Annotated in this window: 15 protein-coding genes; 12 read left to right on the top strand and 3 right to left on the bottom strand. The window is 73.7% G+C overall.

The annotated features are described in order from the left end of the window. Position 1: 1 nt before the first annotated feature. Positions 2 to 526 (bottom strand): cysteine dioxygenase, encoded by a 525-nt coding sequence (locus tag ACWGSR_RS33255; protein ID WP_376242784.1) that lies wholly within the window; start codon positions 524 to 526, stop codon positions 2 to 4. Between the two features lie 683 nt (positions 527 to 1209). Between ACWGSR_RS33255 and ACWGSR_RS33250 the strand changes: the two genes are divergently transcribed. From ACWGSR_RS33250 to ACWGSR_RS33240, 3 genes are all read left to right on the top strand, one after another. Next, entirely contained in the window at positions 1210 to 1473 is a 264-nt protein-coding gene (locus tag ACWGSR_RS33250) for a WhiB family transcriptional regulator (RefSeq protein WP_015033978.1), read from the top strand. 415 nt (positions 1474 to 1888) lie between these two features. Beyond that, positions 1889 to 5542 (top strand): glycosyltransferase family 2 protein, encoded by a 3654-nt coding sequence (locus ACWGSR_RS33245; protein WP_453572323.1) that lies wholly within the window; start codon positions 1889 to 1891, stop codon positions 5540 to 5542. Continuing rightward, positions 5539 to 7074, top strand: a complete 1536-nt coding sequence (locus tag ACWGSR_RS33240; RefSeq protein WP_376242789.1) for a DUF5719 family protein — start codon at positions 5539 to 5541, stop codon at positions 7072 to 7074. The genes ACWGSR_RS33245 and ACWGSR_RS33240 overlap by 4 nt, the downstream gene beginning before the upstream one ends. 235 nt (positions 7075 to 7309) lie before the next feature. On the opposite strand, the gene ACWGSR_RS33235 is transcribed toward ACWGSR_RS33240, so the two are convergent. Beyond that, positions 7310 to 7765 carry a metallopeptidase family protein gene (locus ACWGSR_RS33235; protein WP_376242809.1) on the bottom strand — a complete coding sequence of 152 codons (456 nt, stop codon included), beginning with the start codon at positions 7763 to 7765 and terminating at the stop codon, positions 7310 to 7312. A gap of 320 nt (positions 7766 to 8085) precedes the next feature. On the opposite strand from ACWGSR_RS33235, the gene ACWGSR_RS33230 reads away from it, so the two are divergent. From ACWGSR_RS33230 to ACWGSR_RS33195, 8 genes are all read left to right on the top strand, one after another. Beyond that, on the top strand, positions 8086 to 8520 hold the full coding sequence (locus ACWGSR_RS33230) for a DUF3499 domain-containing protein (protein ID WP_376242811.1): 435 nt from the start codon (positions 8086 to 8088) through the stop codon (positions 8518 to 8520). Between the two features lie 103 nt (positions 8521 to 8623). After that, positions 8624 to 9991, top strand: a complete 1368-nt coding sequence (locus tag ACWGSR_RS33225; RefSeq protein WP_435191839.1) for a phosphomannomutase/phosphoglucomutase — start codon at positions 8624 to 8626, stop codon at positions 9989 to 9991. 229 nt (positions 9992 to 10220) lie between these two features. Then, positions 10221 to 10403, top strand: coding sequence for a Trm112 family protein (locus ACWGSR_RS33220; protein WP_376242793.1), 183 nt, complete (start codon positions 10221 to 10223; stop codon positions 10401 to 10403). Positions 10404 to 10664: 261 nt separating this feature from the next. Then, complete coding sequence (locus tag ACWGSR_RS33215; RefSeq protein WP_376242795.1) at positions 10665 to 11813, top strand: SIS domain-containing protein; 1149 nt, start codon at positions 10665 to 10667, stop codon at positions 11811 to 11813. Between the two features lie 163 nt (positions 11814 to 11976). Then, a complete protein-coding gene (gene manA, locus ACWGSR_RS33210) occupies positions 11977 to 13128 on the top strand; it encodes a mannose-6-phosphate isomerase, class I (protein ID WP_453572319.1) in 1152 nt (383 codons plus the stop codon). A gap of 66 nt (positions 13129 to 13194) precedes the next feature. After that, the gene (locus tag ACWGSR_RS33205; protein ID WP_376242799.1) at positions 13195 to 14160 is read left to right on the top strand and encodes a cation diffusion facilitator family transporter; all 966 of its coding nucleotides are present in this window, start codon (positions 13195 to 13197) and stop codon (positions 14158 to 14160) included. Positions 14161 to 14683: 523 nt separating this feature from the next. Further along, entirely contained in the window at positions 14684 to 16138 is a 1455-nt protein-coding gene (ahcY, locus tag ACWGSR_RS33200) for an adenosylhomocysteinase (RefSeq protein WP_453572316.1), read from the top strand. 128 nt (positions 16139 to 16266) lie between these two features. Beyond that, positions 16267 to 16881: a hypothetical protein gene (locus ACWGSR_RS33195; RefSeq protein ID WP_376242803.1), complete on the top strand. Its 615-nt coding sequence runs from the start codon at positions 16267 to 16269 to the stop codon at positions 16879 to 16881. Positions 16882 to 16924: 43 nt separating this feature from the next. Here ACWGSR_RS33195 and ACWGSR_RS33190 read toward each other — a convergent pair whose 3' ends face one another. Further along, the gene (locus ACWGSR_RS33190; RefSeq protein ID WP_453572313.1) at positions 16925 to 17950 is read right to left on the bottom strand and encodes an RDD family protein; all 1026 of its coding nucleotides are present in this window, start codon (positions 17948 to 17950) and stop codon (positions 16925 to 16927) included. Between the two features lie 118 nt (positions 17951 to 18068). Between ACWGSR_RS33190 and ACWGSR_RS33185 the strand changes: the two genes are divergently transcribed. Continuing rightward, positions 18069 to 19076, top strand: a complete 1008-nt coding sequence (locus ACWGSR_RS33185; protein WP_453572310.1) for a stage II sporulation protein M — start codon at positions 18069 to 18071, stop codon at positions 19074 to 19076. The last annotated feature ends 353 nt before the right edge of the window (positions 19077 to 19429 follow it).

Genomic DNA, 19429 nt, shown 5'->3' with positions numbered 1-19429 from the left:
GTCAGGCGACGATCACTCCCGGCGCGACCGGGGCGGGGGCCACCGGGGCGCACTGCGCGCGGAGCGACTCGTGCATGGGCATCTCGGTGAGGCCCGGGAAGTAGACGTGCAGGCTGACGGCCGGCTCCAGGGAGTCGTTGACGACCTCGTGGACGTACCCGGGCGCGAACACGCGCTGCGCGCCGCCCGCGAGCGTCCGCACGCCCCGGTCCGTGCGCTCCGTCAGCTCGCCCTCCAGGACGGTGAGGACGCCGGAGGAGACGCCGTGGTCGTGGAGCCCGCTGCCCTGTCCGGGCACCCAGGAGAGCAGCCAGACCTCGTAGCCCGGCCCGGTGCGCAGGCGGTGGTACCAGCGGGTGGTGGCGTCGTACTCGACGTGCGGGGCCCACTGGGAGCGGTCCTCGGCGATCGAGCGCGCGAGGCCGACGAAATCGGCCACGGTCACGGGGTGGACGCGCTCGGGCTGGAGGAGGTGGGGGACCTCCATGATGTCGCCGGCGATCTGGAGGTCGCTGTCCATGTTCATGGGGTGGGGTGGTTCCTCAGCAGAAACAGAAGCGGTGGGGGGTCACGAGAAGAGCGGTGACACGGATGACGCGGGTGACGCTGGGGGAAGAAGCTGGAGCTCTGCGGCATCAACAGCTGGGACAGCAACAGCAACAGCGCGCCTGGACAGCGCGGCGGAACCCACGGATGCGGGTCGCGGAGGGCGCTGCGGTCGCTGGCATGCCACCAAAGGTGGCCGGAGGGGCACCCGACTGTCAACTCAATGCCCGATTTGGCGGTAATGTTTCACCTCATCCGGTTGCCCTCTCTGGAGAAAGGTTTGCTCATGCGCGGACCAGGAGAGATGGCGCTTCGACCATGTCCGTGAACGTGGCGGCGCGCGCGTGTCGGTCCCTGACGGGGGCGGCTCGTGACCCGACTGTGATCCGGATCGCTTCCGTGGCTGGATGGCAACAAGATCCAAGTCCCGGACGTCCTCCTTCACGAAGGCCGTGCCGCGTGGTTGCGCCGTTGGCATGTGTCACGGTTTTTGGTGATTTGAACACTTAGTGCATACGCTTGGTTCCGCAGAGTGAATACGGGGCCCAATAGCAGATCTCAGCTTGACTCGCACAGAGCACGAACTTGTAATTTCACTCGTGTCGTTCGGCCGTGCCCGCACGGCAACTCCACGGGGACGCACAGAACAGACGAGGGGCGCACATGACCGAGTTGTTCCAGGAACTGCTGGTCGAGGACGCGGACGAGGAACTCGGCTGGCAGGAGCGCGCGCTGTGCGCCCAGACCGATCCCGAGTCCTTCTTCCCCGAGAAGGGCGGCTCGACCCGCGAGGCCAAGAAGGTCTGCCTCGCCTGCGAGGTCCGCTCCGAATGCCTCGAATACGCCTTGCAGAACGACGAGCGCTTCGGCATCTGGGGCGGCCTCTCCGAGCGCGAGCGGCGCCGCCTGAAGAAGGCCGCCGTCTGAACCGCCGCCGGCCGGAAAGCAGCCCCGGCCGCCGCCCGCACCGCCGGCACCCGACCGCGTCCGGACCCCCGAGCCGGGACGCGTCCACCGGGACCGCGCCGAGACGCGCGCATCAGGACGACCCGAACGGTCCGCCCCCGTGCACATGAGCACGGAAGGCGGACCGTTCGGCGTTCCCGCGGTCATCGCTTCCCCGCGTGCTCCGGGCCCTCCGCGGTCCTCGCTTCCCCGCCCTCCCCGGGCGCCCCGCCCCGCCCCCTCCCCACGACCGTTCCGTCCCCTCTGTCCACAGGGGCCCGGGAGCTCTGTCCACAGGGCGGCGGACCGCTCCGCGCACAGCCGTTAGTGTGGGCCTCCGTCCGAGACGCTCCCACGCCCCCCGCGGGCGACCCCCGGCCGGAGGGCCCGTAGCTCGATGTCCTCAACTCCTGAGTTCCCGCGACACGTCGTCACCGCCGTGCTCGTCACCCACGACGGCGCCCGCTGGCTGCCCGACGCCCTCGCCGGCCTGCTCGCCCAGGAACGCCCCGTGCAGAACGTGGTCGCGGCCGACACCGGCAGCGCCGACGACTCCGCACAGCTCGTCGCCGACGCCGTCGGCGCCGACCGCGTCCTGCACCTCGCGCGCCGCACCGGCTTCGGCGCCGCCGTCGAGGAGGCGGCCCGCACCGCGCCCGTGCTCGGACCCGAGGACCTGCCCTACCTGAAGCGCCCCAGCGGCTGGGACCCCGTCAACCGCACCTGGAACGACGAGGCCTACGACCTCCCCGAACTCCCGCACGGCGAACCGGTCCAGTGGCTCTGGCTCCTCCACGACGACTGCGCGCCCGAGCCCGACGCCCTCGCCGAACTCCTGCGCGTCGCCGACTCCGACGCGTACGCCGCCGTCGTCGGCCCCAAGCTGCGCGGCTGGTACGACCGGAAGCAGCTCCTGGAGACCGGCGTCTCCATCGCCCGCAGCGGCCGCCGCTGGACCGGCCTCGACCGCCGCGAGCAGGACCAGGGCCAGCACGACCAGGTCCGCTCCGTCCTCTCCGTCTCCACCGCCGGCATGCTGATCCGCCGCGACGTCTTCGAGGAGCTCGGCGGCTTCGACCGCCGTCTGCCCCTCATGCGCGACGACGTCGACCTGTGCTGGCGCGCCCACGCCGCCGGCCACCGCGTCCTCATCGCCCCCGACGCCGTCCTGCGGCACGCCGAGGCCGCCGCCCGCGAGCGCCGCACCGTCGACTGCGCCGGCCGCACCGCCGCCAACCCGCACCGCGTCGACAAGGCCGGAGCCGTCTACACGCTCCTCGCCAACACCCGCGGCGCCGCCCTCCCGTACGTCTTCGTGCGGCTCGTCCTCAGCACCCTGCTCCGCACCCTCGCCTACCTCGTCGGCAAGGTCCCCGGGCAGGCCGTCGACGAGGTCATGGGCCTCCTCGCCACCCTGCTGCGCCCCGAGAAGATCCTCGCCGCCCGCAAGCGGCGCAAGAACCCCGCCGTCGCCGCGGGCGAACTCCGCCCGCTGTTCCCGCCGCCCGGCGCCACCGTCCGCGCCGCCGTCGAACAGCTCACCGCCAACTTCGGCGGCAACGAGGCCGACTCCGGCGGCTCCCGCCACGGCGTCGTCGAGTCGGGCCCCGGCGGCGACGACGCCGACTACCTGGAGATCGAGCAGTTCGCCCGGCTCAAGAAGATCGCCCGCAGACCCGGCCCGGTCCTCTTCGCCCTCCTCCTCGTCGTCTCCCTCGTCGCCTGCCGCAACCTCTTCTCCGGCGGCTCGCTGGCCGGCGGCGCCCTGCTGCCCGCCCCCGACACCGTCTCCGGACTCTGGTCCCGCTACGCCGACACCTGGCACCCCCTCGGCACCGGCGGCACCCAGTCCGCCCCGCCCTACCTCGCCGTCCTGGCCGCGCTCTCCGCGCTGTTCCTCGGCTCCACCTCCACCGCGCTGACCCTGCTGCTCGTCTGCTCGGTCCCGCTCGCCGGCCTCACCGCGTACTTCGCCTCCCGGGGCATCGTCGAGTCCCGCCTCCTGCGCGCCTGGGGCGCCGTCGCGTACGCCTTCCTGCCCGCCGCCACCGGCGCCCTCGCCACCGGCCGGCTCGGCACCGCCGTCCTCGCGATCCTGCTCCCGCTGATCGGCCGCGCCGCCGTCGCCGCCCACGGCTTCAACCGGCCCGACCGGGGCAGCTGGCGCGCCACCTGGGCGTACGCCCTCCTGCTCACCTTCACGACCGCGTTCACCCCGGTCGTCTGGCCCCTCGCCGTCCTCCTCGGCCTCGGCGTCCTCGCCGTCCGCCGCTCCGACGCCACCGCGTACGGGCTCCGCTTCCTCGCCGCCGTCGGCACCCCCCTGCTCGTCCTCGCCCCCTGGTCGCTCACCCTCCTGACCGACCCCTCCGCCCTCCTGCGCGAGGCCGGCGTCGACCTGCGCACGGGCACCGCCACCGCGCTCGACCTGCTCGGCACCAGCCCCGGCGGCCCCGGCACCACCGGCGGCCTCCTCCTGATCGGCCTCGTCCTCGCCGGCCTGGCCGGACTGCTGCGCGAGGAGCGCCGGCTCGCCGTCCACGCCGCCTGGGCCGCCGCCCTCGCCGGCCTCCTCCTCGCCGTCCTGACCAACGGCGCGGGCGGCACCGGCTGGGCCGGCCCCGCCACCCTCGTCTACGGCGCCGCCCTCATCGCCGCCGGCCTGATCGGCGCCGAGGGCGGACGCACCCGCGTCGCCGCCCACGGCTTCGGCTGGCGCCAGCCCGTCGCCGCCCTCGTCGCCCTCGCCTGCGCCGCCGGCCCCGCCCTCGCCGCCGCCGGCTGGATGATCGGCGGCGCCGACGGCCCGCTGACCCGCCGCGACCCGGTCCAGGTCCCGGCCTTCGTCGCCGAGGAGAGCACCACCCGCGACCAGCCCCGCACCCTCGTCCTCGGCGGCTCCACCCCCGGCGAGGTCGCCTACACCCTGGTCCGCGGCTCCGGCGCCCGCCTCGGCGACGCCGAGCTCACCGCCACCGCCGAGGGCGACCCGCACCTCGACCGGACCGTCGCCCTCCTCGTCGCCGGCTCCGGCGCCGACCAGACCGAGCAGCTCAGCGGCTACGCGATCCGCTACGTCCTCGTACGGGACGGGGCGCCCCGCCAGATGAGCCGCGTCCTCGACGCCACCCCCGGCCTCAGCCGCCTCAGCCAGATCGACGGCAGCGCGCTCTGGCGCGTGGACCGCGAGATCGCCCGCGTCATGATCGTGCCGCCCGCCGCCGAGGAGACCGCCAAGGCCGTCCCCGTCGCCGCCGGCCCCGTCGAGGTCCACACCGAGGTCCCCGCGGGCCCCGCGGGCCGCGTCCTGCGCCTCGCCGACCGCGCCGCCGAGGGCTGGACCGCCACCCTCGACGGCAAGGAGCTGAAGGGGACCACCGTCGACGGCTGGGCCCAGGGCTTCGAACTCCCCGCCCAGGGCGGCCGCCTCGACGTCACGTACGACGAGCCGCTCACCCACACCGCGTGGATCTGGACCCAGGTCGCCCTCGGCGTCGTCCTCCTCGTCCTCGCCCTGCCCGGCCGCCGCCGCGAGATCGACGACGACCTGCCCGACGAGGAGCTCGCGATCCCCGCCCAGGCCGCCGAGGGCGACGGCCGCCGCGCCCGCCGCCTGCGCGCCGCCGCCGAGGCGGAGGCCGCGGAGCAGGCACTCGCCGACGCGCCCGGGCACGAGCCGGTCCCGATCCCCGGGCAGCAGTCCCACGAGCCCGGCGACCGGGAGGCGGAATGGGACGGCGCGTACGACCCCGCCTACGCCCAGGCCCCTGCCCCCGCCCAGGAGCAGACCGGGGAGCAGCCCTACGCCGACCAGGTCCCCTACCAGGAGTACGCGGCCGACCCGTACCAGCAGCAGCCCTACGCGTACCCCCAGCAGGGCTACGAGCAGCAGCAGTACGACCCGCAGGGGTACGAGCAGCAGCAGTACGGCGGACAGGGCTACGAGCAGCAGCAGGGCTACGACCCGCAGCAGTACGACCCGTACGGCTACGGATACGGGCACCCCCAGGGCCACGAGACCGAGCAGCGTGACGGAAGCGGCAACCAGTGAAGCGCACGACCCTCTCCCTGATCGCGGGCGCCACGGCCCTCGCCGCCGTCACCGGCTTCGCCGCCCTCACCGCTCCCGACGGCACCGCCGCCCCCGGGACGACGAAGGCCACCACCCGGCTGCCGGTCGAGCGGGTCGGCCTGGCCTGCCCGGTCCCCAGCTCCTCCGAGGTCGCCGAGACCGTCTACACCTCGTACACCCCGACGGGCGCGGCGGCCGGCAAGGGCACGGGCGCCGGCAAGGACGGGGCCGGGCGGTCCACGGCCCTCCTGAGGCCCGCCGCGGGCGCGACCGCCGACGGCGGGACCGGCGGCAAGAAGCCGCCCGCGACCGCCAAGGCCCCCGCCACCGTCACGGCCCCCGGCAAGCCCGTCACCGCCCGGGCTGACGGCGCGGCCGTGCCCGCCCTCACCGGCTCGGCCACCGGCGCCCTCGCCTCCGGCTGGACCGTCCAGCAGACCACCGTCGTCCCGGCGGGCGGCCCGCGCGGCCTCCTCGGCCTCACCTGCGGCGCCCCCGACACCGACTTCTGGTTCCCGGCGGCCTCCACCGCCCAGGCCCGCCACGACTACGTCCACCTCACCAACCCGGACGACACCGCCGCCGTCGCCGACATCGAGCTGTACGGCCCCGAGGGCGTCCTGAAGTCCCAGTTCACCGAGGGCATCCCGGTCCCCGCCCACTCCACGGTCCCGGTCCTCCTCCCCACCCTCACCCAGGAGGCCGCCCAGCGGGACGTCACCGTCCACGTCACCACCCGCAGCGGGCGCGTCGGCGCGGCCGTCGGCGTCGCCGACGACAAGCTCGGCAGCGACTGGATCTCCGCCTCGGCCGACCCGTCGGGCAGCGTCGTGCTCCCCGGCATCCCGGCCGACGCGGCCTCGGTGCGGCTGGTGGTCTTCGCCCCCGGCGAGGACGACGCCGACCTGAAGGTCAAGCTGTCCACCGCGAGCGGCGCGATCGTCCCGGCGGGCGCCGACACCCTGCACGTGAAGTCCGGGATGACGGCCTCCATCGACCTGCCGGACCTCACCCGGGGCTCGGCGGCCTCCCTGTTCCTCGGCCCGGAGGACCCGAAGCGGCCCGTCCCGGTCGTGGCCGCCCTCCAGGTCGTCCGGGGCAAGGGCGACAAGAGCGAGATCGCCTTCATCCCGGCGGCGGGGGCGATCTCCGCCCGCGCGACCGCCGCCGACAACCGCGCCGGGGCCTCGACGCTCTCCCTGACCGCCCCCGAGGCCGACGCGCAGGTCAGGATCACGGCCTCGGCCGGCTCCGAGGCGGGCGCGCCGGTGACGAAGACGGTCACGGTCAAGGCGGGCACGACGGCGGCCTTCACCGACATCGCCCCGCAGGGCCTCAAGGGCTCCTACGCGCTGACCGTCGAACCGGTCTCGGGCGGCAAGGTGTACGCGTCGCGGACGCTCACCGTGCCGCAGGACGGCATCCCGATGTTCACCGTCCAGGCCCTCGCCGACGACCGGGGCACGGTCGAGGTCCCGTCGGCCCACCAGGACCTGGGGGTACTGGACTGAGGCCCGGGGCCCTACGGGTGGGACCGCCCCCTACGGGTGAAACCGGAGGGGGCGGGCCGTACGACGGGAAGCGGAGCCGTACGACCACGGGCCCGGCCCGTGAGGCCGTCGCGTGCGGCCCCGGTCCGACTCGGCCCGGCCCGACCTAGTCCGGCCCGGCCCGTGAGGCCGTCCCTCAAGGCCCCGGCCCCCGGCCCCGCCCGCCTCAGTCCCGCCCGCCTCAGTCCCGCCCGCCTCAGTCCTGCCCGTACCGGGGATCGACCGACTCGGGGGAGAGCCCGAGGAGCTCGGCGACCTGCTCCACGACCACCTCGTGGACCAGGAGCGCCCGCTCGTCCCGGTTCTTCGAGCGGATCTCGACCGGTCGCCGGTAGACGACCACCCGGGCGGGCTCGCCCTTCTCCGCCGGGAGCGAACCGCCCAGCGGCACCGTCTCGCCCGGCACGGGCGGCGGCACCTCCAGGACCAGGAACTCGACGTCGGCCAGCTGCGGCCAGCGCCGTTCGAGGCGCTCCACCGAGTCGAGGACCAGATCGCGGAAGGTGTCGGCCCGGCTCGCGGAGAGCGGTACCTGCGGCGGCGCGACGGGTCCCCGCATCCCGCGGCCGTGCCGGTCGCGGCGGCGGACCCGGGGCTCCGCCGGGGGCTCCGCGGGACGGTGCGGGGGGCTCGGCGGCACAGGACTGTCCATCACCGACGCAGCGTAACCCCCATCGGTCCTCCGTACCGTGGCGTGTCCTCGCCACCTCCTGCCGAGCCCCGGACCCGTTCCCGTCCCCTCTCCGCCCCGCACCCGCCCCTCCTGTCGAAACCTGAACATTCCGGCCAATCGCGCGCCCGATTCGGTGGTCCGTCGCGATCGGCCATCTGGCCCCGATTGACCGGATTCGTATCCCAGACTGTCCGAATCTCCACCTGCCCCGGGACCCCTGCGAGACCTCCCCCGCAGGTCGGAACGGCCGCCCCGGACAGGGGTATGGCGCGGTTCACACCGCGACACGGTGGAGTGACCTGAGGGAGAGTCGTCGCGGCCCGCTCAAGAGTGCGGTACCGTCCAACGTCGTGAGCCCTGTACGTCGCTGTTCGCGCACCGCGTGCGGCCGCCCTGCCGTCGCGACACTGACGTACGTCTATGCCGACTCGACTGCGGTCCTCGGCCCGCTCGCCACCTACGCCGAGCCCCACTGCTACGACCTGTGCGCCGAGCACAGTGAGCGCCTCACCGCCCCGCGCGGCTGGGAGGTCGTGCGGCTCTCCGACGGATCCGCCCCCACCCGCCCCAGCGGCGACGACCTCGAAGCCCTGGCCAACGCGGTACGGGAGGCGGCCCGCCCCCAGGAGCGCGCGGCCGGAGCCGGCGGCAAGGGCGGCGGAGGCCGCGGCGGCGATCCCATGGAGGTCGGGCGCCGCGGGCACCTCAGGGTGCTCCGTTCCCCCGACAACTGAGCGCAACCGGCCACCGTCCGCATCCCCCCGCCCCACTCCGGGTAGTTTTGGCGTTCCGTACACGCGCCGCACACGCGTGCCCAGAACTCAGGAGGGTGGATCCGTGACTGCCGATCTGTCGCAGATCGTGAAGGCGTACGACATCCGCGGAGTGGTACCCGACCAGTGGGACGAGACGCTCGCCGAGCTCTTCGGCGCCGCCTTCGTCCGGGTGACGGACGCGGACGCGATCGTCGTCGGCCACGACATGCGCCCTTCGTCGCCCGGCCTCGCGGGAGCCTTCGCGCGCGGCGCGGCCCGCCTCGGCGCCGACGTCACCCTCATCGGCCTCTGCTCCACCGACCAGCTGTACTTCGCCTCCGGCAGCCTCGGCCTGCCCGGCGCGATGTTCACCGCCTCCCACAACCCGGCGCAGTACAACGGCATCAAGATGTGCCGCGCCGGAGCCGCCCCCGTCGGCCAGGACACCGGCCTCGCCGACATCCGCGCGCTGGCCGAGGAGTGGTCGGAGAAGGGCGCCCCCGAGGCCGCCGCCACCCCCGGCGCCATCACCGAGCGGGACACCCTCGACGACTACGCGGCCCACCTCAAGGGCCTCGTCGACCTCGCCGGCATCCGCCCGCTCAAGGTCGTCGTCGACGCGGGCAACGGCATGGGCGGCCACACCGTCCCCACCGTCTTCGCGGGCCTCCCGCTCGACACCGTCCCGATGTACTTCGAGCTGGACGGCACCTTCCCGAACCACGAGGCCAACCCGCTCGACCCGAAGAACATCGTGGACCTCCAGGCCCGCGTCCTCGCCGAGGGCGCCGACATCGGCCTCGCCTTCGACGGCGACGCCGACCGCTGCTTCGTCGTCGACGAGCGCGGCGAGCCGGTCTCCCCGTCCGCGATCACGGCCCTCGTCGCCGCCCGCGAACTCGCCAAGCACCCTGGCGGAACGATCATCCACAACCTGATCACCTCCTGGTCCGTGCCCGAGGTCGTCCGCGAGCAGGGCGGCGAGGCCGTCCGCACCCGCGTCGGCCACTCCTTCATCAAGGAGGAGATGGCGAAGACCGGCGCGATCTTCGGCGGCGAGCACTCGGCGCACTACTACTTCCGGGACTTCTGGAACGCGGACACCGGCATGCTCGCCGCGCTCCACGTCCTCGCGGCCCTCGGTGGCCAGGCGGGCACCCTCTCGGAGCTGGTCGCCGCCTACGACCGCTACGCCTCCTCCGGCGAGATCAACTCCACCGTCACCGACCAGGCCGCCAGCACGGCCCGCGTCCGGGCGGCGTACGAGGGCGGGGACGGGATCACCCTCGACGAGCTCGACGGCCTCACCGTCACCGCCGCCGACTGGTGGTTCAACCTCCGCGCCTCCAACACCGAGCCGCTGCTGCGCCTCAACGTCGAGGCCCGCGACGAGGCCACCGCGGCCCGCGTCCGCGACGAGGTCCTCGCCCTGGTCCGGGCGACGGACTGACCCCGCGCCCACCGCCGGGGAACGGGGCGACCCCCGTTCCCCGGCGGTAGGCTGACCTGGCCCGACGGCCGATCCGAGGCCCCGGCCCGAAGACCCGGCCCCGAGGCCGGTCCGAGGACCGGGTCCGAAGACCCGGCCCCGGGGCACGGTCCGAGAGCCGGGTCCGAAGACCCGGCCCGAGGGCAGCACCACCACCGTCCGTCCGCAGTTCGTCCGAAGGGACCACCCCATGCCGCTCGAAGCCGGCCTCCTGGAGATCCTGGCCTGCCCCGCGTGCCACGCCCCGCTCAACGACCGCACGGCGGACGAGGCCCCGGAGCTGGTCTGCACGGGCACCGACTGCGGCCTCGCCTACCCGGTCCGCGACGGCATCCCCGTCCTCCTCACGGACGAGGCCCGCCGCCCGGCGTAAGGCCCGTCGGGCGGATCACGGCCGGACAGGCACCGACCGCCCCCGAGGACGACGGCCGCCGACCGGCTCCGGGACCACCACGAGCGACGGACGCCGACGGCGGGTACCACTTACGGGAAGACCCGCACCTCCGCGCACTCGGTGGTACGGATGGTGCGAGCGGGACCGAGAAGTCCGGCCGGAGGCCGGGCGCACCCGAAGACACCGCCCCGCTCCCCGCCCGAGGCGCCCCACCGAACCCGCTCACCCGGGAGGCACCAGATGCTCGACGAGACCCTCCTCGACAGCCCGGACGACCTCGCCCTGGCCGACCGCCGGGGCCTCCTCCGCGGCGCCGCCGAAGCCGGCGCGCGGGTGCGGACCGCCACCCGCCACGCCGCCGACGCCGGCATCGCCGACCTCCGCCCCGAGGGCCGCCCCCGCGCGGTCCTCGTCGCGGGCCCCGGCACCGCCGCCACCGGCGTCGCCGACCTGATCGGCGCCCTCGCCGGAGCCTCCGCCCCCGTCGTACGCCTCCGCCCCACCGGCGTGGCCCCCGCCGCAGGAGCCCTGCGCTGGGCGCTGCCCGGCTGGGCCGGTTCGGTGGACCTGCTGCTGCTCCCCACCACCGACGGCTCCGAACCGGGCCTCGCGCTCCTGGCCGAGCAGGCCTACCGCCGCGGCATCACGGTCGTCGCCGTCGCCCCCCAGGGCTCCCCGCTCGTGGAGGCGGTCGGCGGCTCGCACGGACTGTTCGTGCCGATGGCCGTCGCCCCCAACGAGGCACCCGACGAGTACGCCGAGAACATCGCGGCCAGCCCCGGCGCCCTCTGGGCCCTGTTCACCCCGCTGCTCGCCCTCCTCGACCGCGTCGGCCTCCTGGAGGCGCCGCCCGAGGCCCTGGAGAAGGTCGCCGACCGCCTGGACCGCACGGCCGAACGCTGCGGCCCGGCCGTCGCCACGTACAGCAACCCGGCGAAGACCCTCGCCGCCGAACTGGCGGACTCGCTCCCGCTGATCTGGACCGAGGGCAGCGCCGCGGGCCCGGCCGGCCGCCGTTTCGCCGCCGTACTGGCGGAGCTCGCCGGACTGCCCGCCCTCGCCGCCGAACTCCCCGAGGCCCTGCCCGCGCACGGCGTCCTGCTCGCCGGCGACTACGCGGCGGGCGCCGACCCCGACGACTTCTTCCGCGACCGGGTCGACGAGCCGCAGGCCCTGCGGGCCCGGGTGGTCCTCCTCCGCGACCGGCCCGCCGGCGGCCTCAGCGCGGCCCCCGCCGCCCGGGAACTGGCCCTCGGCCACGACACCGCCGTCAGCGAGCTGGAGCTGGAGGAGGGCGGCGACCTGGAGACGCTCGCGGAACTCCTCGCCGTGACCGACTTCGCGGCCGTCTACCTGGCCCTGGCCACCCGGCCCGCCCCGGCCCCGTAGCCGCCGGACCGCACCGGACGCCGCGGCGCGCGGCGCCGACCCCGCACCGACCCCGTACCGTCCACCACCCGGTCACCCACCCGTCACCCGCCCCCTGTCATCTGTCTCCCGTGTCCCCGGACACCCGCACATCCGTCACCCACCCGAGGAGCTGGCAGGCCCCATGGACCGCCTCGTCAACACCGTCCGCCCCTACGCCTGGGGATCCACGACGGCCATCCCGGAACTCCTGGGCACCGCCCCCACCGGCGAGCCGCAGGCCGAGATGTGGATGGGCGCCCACCCCGGTGCCCCCTCCCGCACCGGGCGCGGCCCGCTGAACGAGCTCATCGACGCCGACCCCGTACGCGAACTGGGCGAGCGGACCGTCGAGAGGTTCGGCCCGCGCCTCCCCTTCCTCTTCAAGGTCCTCGCCGCCGGCGCCCCGCTCTCCCTCCAGGTCCACCCCGACCTCGACCGGGCGCGCTCCGGATTCGCAGCCGAGGAGGCTGCGGGCATCCCGGTCGACGCCCCGCACCGCACCTACAAGGACGCCCACCACAAGCCCGAGCTGATCTGCGCCCTCACCCCCTTCGAGGGCTTCTGCGGCTTCCGCACCCCCGTCGACGCCGCCGACCTGATCGCCGCGCTCGGCGTCGACTCCCTCAAGCCGTACGTCGACCTGCTGCACGCCCACCCCGAGGAGGCCGCGCTCCGCGAGGTCCTGACGGCCCTCCTCACCGCCGACCCCGAGGAGATGGCGCACACCGTCGCCGAGGCCACCGCCGCCGCCGACCGCCTCGGCGGCGCGCACGCCCCGTACGCGCGCCTCGCCCACCACTACCCGAGCGACCCCGGCGTCGTCGCCGCCATGCTCCTGCACCACGTACGGCTTCAGCCCGGCGAGGCCCTCTACCTCGGCGCGGGCGTCCCGCACGCCTACCTCGACGGCCTCGGCGTCGAGATCATGGCCAACTCGGACAACGTGCTGCGCTGCGGACTCACCCCCAAGCACGTCGACGTCCCCGAACTCCTCAAGGTCGTCCGCTTCGACCCGGCCGACCCGGCCGTCCTGCGCCCCGAGGCCTCCCCGTCCGGCGAGGAGGTCTACGAGACCCCGACCGACGAGTTCCGCCTCTCCCGCTTCGTCCGCGCGGAGGGCGCCGCCCCCAACGACCTCACCGTCCCCACCCCCCAGATCCTGCTGGCCGTCGCCGGCCGCCCGACTGCGGGCGAACTCTCCCTCGCCCCCGGCGAATCCGTCTTCGTCCCGGCGGGCGAGCGCATCCAACTGACCGGAGCGGGTACGGTCTTCCGCGCCACCGTGGCGGCCTGATGCGACAATGACCGGCCGAACCGCGGCGATCGAGCCGGAGCACCGACGAAGGGAACCCGTACACCCATGAGCGCGTCAGGCGGAACCAAGGCGATCGTGGCGGCGCTCGCCGCGAATCTCGCGATCGCCGCAGCCAAGTTCGTGGCGTTCCTCTTCAGTGGTTCGTCCTCGATGCTCGCGGAGAGCGTCCACTCGCTCGCCGACTCCGGCAACCAGGGCCTGCTGCTCCTCGGCGGCAAGAAGGCCCGGCGCGAGGCCACTCCGCAACACCCCTTCGGCTACGGCCGCGAGCGGTACATCTACGCGTTCCTCGTCTCCATCGTGCTCTTCTCCGTCGGCGGCATGTTCGCCATCTACGAGGGCTACGAGAAGATCAAGCACCCGCACGAGATCGAGGCCTGGTACTGGCCGGTCGGCGTCCTCGTCTTCGCGATCATCGCCGAGACCTTCTCCTTCCGCACCGCCATCAAGGAGTCGAACCCGCTCCGCGGCAACCTCTCCTGGAAGGAGTTCGTCCGCCGCGCCAAGGCCCCCGAGCTCCCCGTCGTCCTCCTGGAGGACCTCGGCGCCCTCGTCGGCCTCATCCTGGCCCTCGGCGGCGTCGGCCTCGCCCTGCTCACCGGCAACGGCGTCTGGGACGGCATCGGCACCCTCTGCATCGGCGTCCTGCTCATCCTGATCGCGCTCGTCCTCGCCGTCGAGACCAAGTCGCTGCTCCTGGGCGAGTCCGCCGGCATCGACGAGGTCAAGAAGATCGAGGCCGCCGTGGTCGACGGCAGGACGGTCACCCGCCTCATCCACATGCGCACGCTCCACCTCGGCCCCGAGGAGCTCCTCGTCGCCGCCAAGATCGCCGTCGCGCACGACGACACCGCGACCGAGGTCGCGCAGGCCATCAACGCCGCCGAGGAGCGCATCCGCGCCGCCGTCCCGATCGCCCGGGTCATCTACCTGGAGCCCGACATCTACAGCGAGAAGGAGGCCGCGGCGGGCCCGGACCCGGCCGCGACCCCGGGCGGTCCGAGCCACTGACCCGCGGGGCCACCGACACGCGGGGCCACCGACACGCGGGGCCACCGACCCGCCGGGCCGCTGATCCGGCTCGCGGCCCCATGGCACCGGCCCCTTCCGAGGCCACCTTTCTTCCGGGCCGCCTCCTTCCGATTCCGAAGTCGCTCCTCTCCGGTGATCAGCCCGTGAGACGGGCCGCCGGTCCAACGACTGAATCCGGCCATCGAGCCCGCCCCGCCGAGCCCCCGGTCCGTACGCGCGGACCGGGGGCCCGGCGCGTTCGACCCGGCTCCGGGGCTGTCCGGGAGGCACCCCGGGGCCCGATACGGACTGTGGCCCGCCGTGCCGATCGGTGTAGATTCGTGACCAGCCAGACGTCGCTGCTGATGGCGGTCGGGCGGTCCCCGTTGACCGGCCGAGGGAGAGAGGGCCTCCGACGACGGCACCATGGAAGTCCCGGGCATTCCTGTGCCCAGGGACCACCGCCGTGGTGCCCGGCGCCCCGAACGACCCTCGCACCCGACCCATGAGGAGCAGCCCCGTCATGACGACCGCAGCCCACCAGGACTTCAAGGTCGCCGACCTCTCCCTGGCCGCCTTCGGCCGCAAGGAGATCACCCTCGCCGAGCATGAGATGCCCGGCCTGATGTCGATCCGCCGCGAGTACGCCGAGCAGCAGCCCCTCGCCGGCGCCCGCGTCACCGGCTCCCTGCACATGACCGTGCAGACCGCCGTCCTCATCGAGACCCTGGTCGCCCTCGGCGCCGAGGTCCGCTGGGCCTCCTGCAACATCTTCTCCACCCAGGACCACGCCGCCGCGGCCATCGCCGTCGGCCCGAACGGCACCCCGGAGAACCCCCAGGGCGTCCCGGTCTTCGCCTGGAAGGGCGAGACCCTGGAGGAGTACTGGTGGTGCACCGAGCAGGCCCTCACCTGGCCGAACTCGCCCACCGGCGGCCCGAACATGATCCTGGACGACGGCGGTGACGCCACCCTCCTCGTCCACAAGGGCGTCGAGTTCGAGAAGGCCGGCTCCGCCCCGGACCCGGCCACCGCGGACAGCGAGGAGTACGCCCACATCCTGCGTCTCCTCAACCGCACCCTCGGCGAGAACCCGCAGAAGTGGACCCAGCTGGCGTCCGAGATCCGCGGTGTCACCGAGGAGACCACGACGGGCGTGCACCGTCTGTACGAGATGCACCGTGACGGCACGCTGCTGTTCCCGGCGATCAACGTGAACGACGCGGTGACGAAGTCGAAGTTCGACAACAAGTACGGCTGCCGTCACTCGCTGATCGACGGCATCAACCGTGCCACCGATGTCCTGATCGGTGGCAAGACCGCCGTGGTCTTCGGTTACGGCGACGTGGGCAAGGGCTGTGCGGAGTCGCTGCGCGGCCAGGGCGCGCGGGTGATCGTCACGGAGATCGACCCGATCTGCGCGCTGCAGGCGGCGATGGACGGCTACCAGGTGACGACGCTGGACGAGGTGGTGGAGACGGCGGACATCTTCATCACCACGACCGGCAACAAGGACATCATCATGGCCGGTGACATGGCCCGGATGAAGCACCAGGCCATCGTGGGCAACATCGGTCACTTCGACAACGAGATCGACATGGCCGGGCTCGCGCGGATCCCGGGGATCGTCAAGGACGAGGTGAAGCCGCAGGTCCACACCTGGACCTTCGAGGACGGCAAGGTCCTGATCGTGCTGTCCGAGGGGCGTCTGCTGAACCTGGGCAACGCGACCGGTCACCCCTCCTTCGTGATGTCGAACTCCTTCGCGGACCAGACCCTGGCCCAGATCGAGCTCTTCACCAAGCCGCAGGAGTACCCGACCGACGTCTACGTCCTGCCGAAGCACCTGGACGAGAAGGTCGCCCGCCTCCACCTGGACGCGCTGGGCGTCAAGCTCACGACCCTGCGTCCGGAGCAGGCCGCCTACATCGGCGTCGAGGTCGAGGGCCCGTACAAGGCGGACCACTACCGCTACTGACGGACTCCGCGGAGAAGATCCGCGGAAGACGTCCGCAGAGGATCAAGGCAGGCCCCCCGCACCCCCGTGTCGGGGGGCCTGCCCCGTCCCGCCCCCTGCTACCGCTCCTGGAAGTCACCCGAGGACCCATGCCCCGCGGCCGTTATTCGCTCCATGACCCGCACGATCACACCCCCCTCGGCGAAGAACACTTCCACTGCGCGCCGGGCCCCTCCGGCTGGCGCTACGTCGCCCAGACCACCACCCCCTCCGGTGATCACCGGGGCTCCGTCGACCTGGCCGTCGACGAACTGGGCCGCCCCATCCGCCTCGAACTGCACGCCGCCGGCTGGCAGGTCCGCGGCGCGGCCCTCGACGGCGTCACCTGGGTCCGCACGGACCCCACCGGAGCCGATGCCACCGAAGGCAATGTGCGCGCCCACGCCTTCACCGGCAGCTCCCCGGCCTTCCTCGTCGCCCTCACGCGACTCCTGCGTCTCACCCCCGATTCCCCCGAGACCCGTGTCAGGCTCGTCGCCTTCACGGACCCGGTGCTCGCCCCCCTCACGGTCGACCAGTCCTGGGCCCTGCTGAGAAGTGAAGCGCACCCCACTGACAACGGCCCCCTGACGGTGGACGAGTACCAGGTCAGCACCCTGGACACGGGCGAGCGCCACACCGTCCACATAGCCGGGGACGTGGTCCTCGCGGCCCCCGGCATCGAACTCGAAGACCTCGACACCCCGCCCTCGTCCTTCCTCTGACCCGAGGGACCGCCGGTGACCCGAGGGACCGCCGGACCGGGCGTCAGGCGGGCGGGGCGAACCCGGTGGCGGGCGGCCCGTCCTCCCGGGAGGACCCGGCGGCCGGGGGCGCACTCGCGGGAGGAGCGACCGGCGGGGCGCCCGACGGAGCGGCCGGAGGAACGGACACCGGCGCAACAGCCACCGACGGAACGGCCGCGGCCGGAGCGCCGAAGGCACCACCGCCCCCGAAGCCGGCCCCAGCCCCCGTACCGGTCCCCGCCCCCGTCACAACTCCAGGCCCGGTCCCGCGTCCGGGTCCGGATCCGTGTCCGGATCCGGCCTCCGCGAACGCCCGCCGCGCGTCCCGCGCCTGCCGCTCGGCCACCACACCCGCCAGATACGCCTCCGCCGGCACCCCCGCGGGCGGCGGCGTCCCCGTCCGGGCCACCAGCTCGCCGGCCAGACGCTCGGCGAGCTGCCGCCCCACGGCCGGATCCAGTTCACGCGCCCGCGTGAGGTACTGCCGCACCTCCAGCCACAGGGCCTCCGGCACCGCCGAGAGGTCGAGCCCGGCGAACCGGCCCACCAGCCACGGCGGTGGCGGGGGCACGGGCCGGACCCTTGCCGCAGGCATCCGCTCCCGCACGACCAGCGTCCCCGCGAACACGTCCCCGAGCCGCCGCCCGCGCTCGGACACCAGCGACGCGATGCAGGCGACGACACCGAGGGTCATCAGGATCTCCACGACTCCCATGGCCCCCCGCACCAGCGCGTGCCGGAACCGGATCGGCCCGCCGTCGTCCCGCACGACCCGCAGCCCGCAGGCCATCTTCCCGAGCGACCGCCCGTGGGACAGCGTCTCCACCGCGATCGGCGCCCCCACGAGGACCAGCAGGAAGGCCGCGATGGACACGGCCGTCACCGCCGCCTCGTCCAACGAGGCCGTGGCGACCGCGAGCCCGATCATGACCAACAGGTACGCGGCCCACACCACGACCAGGTCGATGAGCACCGCGAGCGCCCGGCTCGGCAGCCGCGCGGGCTGCAGTCCCAGTACGACGGCGTCGCCCGTCACCACACCACTCACGGCACCCACCCTTCTCCGGCCTTCCCGACCCCTCCGAACGCCAGTCTGCCAAGCTGACCCCCAGCGCGCCGCAGTAGTACGGACCCGCCCGAAGCCAGTCCTGGAGCAGCAGCCGATCATGGACCTCGACGTCTACGTCACCGCCCACCGCGCGGAGTGGGAACGCCTCGACCACCTCCTGCGCCGGGGCGGGAAGCTCACGGGCGCGGAGGCGGACGAACTCGTCGCCCTGTACCAGCGCGCGGCCACCCACCTCTCGATCGTGCAGTCCAGCGCCCCGGACCCCATGCTCACGGCCCGGCTCACCCAGCTCGTGGCCCGCGCCCGCGCCACGGTGACCGGCACCCGCCGCTCCTCGTGGCGCGACGCGGCCCGCTTCTTCACGGCCGGCTTCCCGGCGGCCGTCTACCGCTCCCGCCACTGGTGGATCCCCACGGCCGTCCTCTCCACCCTGCTCGCGGTCCTCATCGGCTGGTGGATCGGAACGCACCCGGAGGTCCAGGCCTCGATCGGCGCCCCCGCCGAACTCCGCGAGATGACCCGCCCCGGCGGGCAGTACGAGACGTACTACTCCAGCCACCCGGCGGCCTCCTTCGCCGCCCAGGTCTGGACGAACAACGCCCAGGCCGCCGCCATGTGCCTGGTCCTGGGCGCCTTCCTGGGGATCCCGGTCCTCTGGATCCTCTTCCTGAACATGCTGAACCTCGGCGTCGGCATCGGCCTGATGTCCTCCGCCGGCCGCCTCGACGTGTTCCTGGGCCTGATCCTTCCGCACGGCCTGCTCGAACTGACCGCCGTCTTCGTGGCCGCCGGTACGGGCCTCCGCCTCGGCTGGACCGTCATCGAACCGGGCCCCACCACGCGTCGCGCGGCGCTCGCGGAACGGGGCCGCGCGGCCGTCGGCATGGCCATCGGCCTGGCTGTGGTCCTCTTCGTCTCGGGCCTGATCGAAGGCTTCGTCACCCCCTCCGGCCTGCCGACCTGGGCCCGCATCACCATCGGCATCGCCGCCGAACTGGCATTCCTCGCGTACGTCTACGTCCTCGGCGGCCGCGCCTCCCGCGCCGGCGACCGGGGCGACCTGGAGGAGCCCGACCGCAGCGCCGCGCTCCCCACCGCGGCCTGATGTGCGTACGGCCCTGCTGAGCTGCTAGTCTCCTCCGGTGCCCGCAAAAGCTGTTGACACAGCGATTGTGGGGAGGTAGATTTGAACAGTTGCCTGGAGCTGGACAGCTCGGCAGCAACCAAGTAAAGTCTGACTCACTCCGGTCGGGAATTTCGATTCCCCGGAGTCACTTCGATTCTTATCCGAATCACGAAAGCCACCGATTAGGTCGGCCGAAATGAATCTGATAAAGTCGGAACCGCCGGAAGGGCCCGGAGTGAAAGCGAAAGGGACCGGAAAGCACCGGGGAAATCGGATCGGAAAGATCTGATAGAGTCGGAAACGCAAGACCGAAGGGAAAAGCCCGGAGGAAA

It is taken from the genome of Streptomyces sp. NPDC055632, from assembly GCF_053618675.1.
This window is presented reverse-complemented; position numbering and strand designations above follow the sequence as displayed.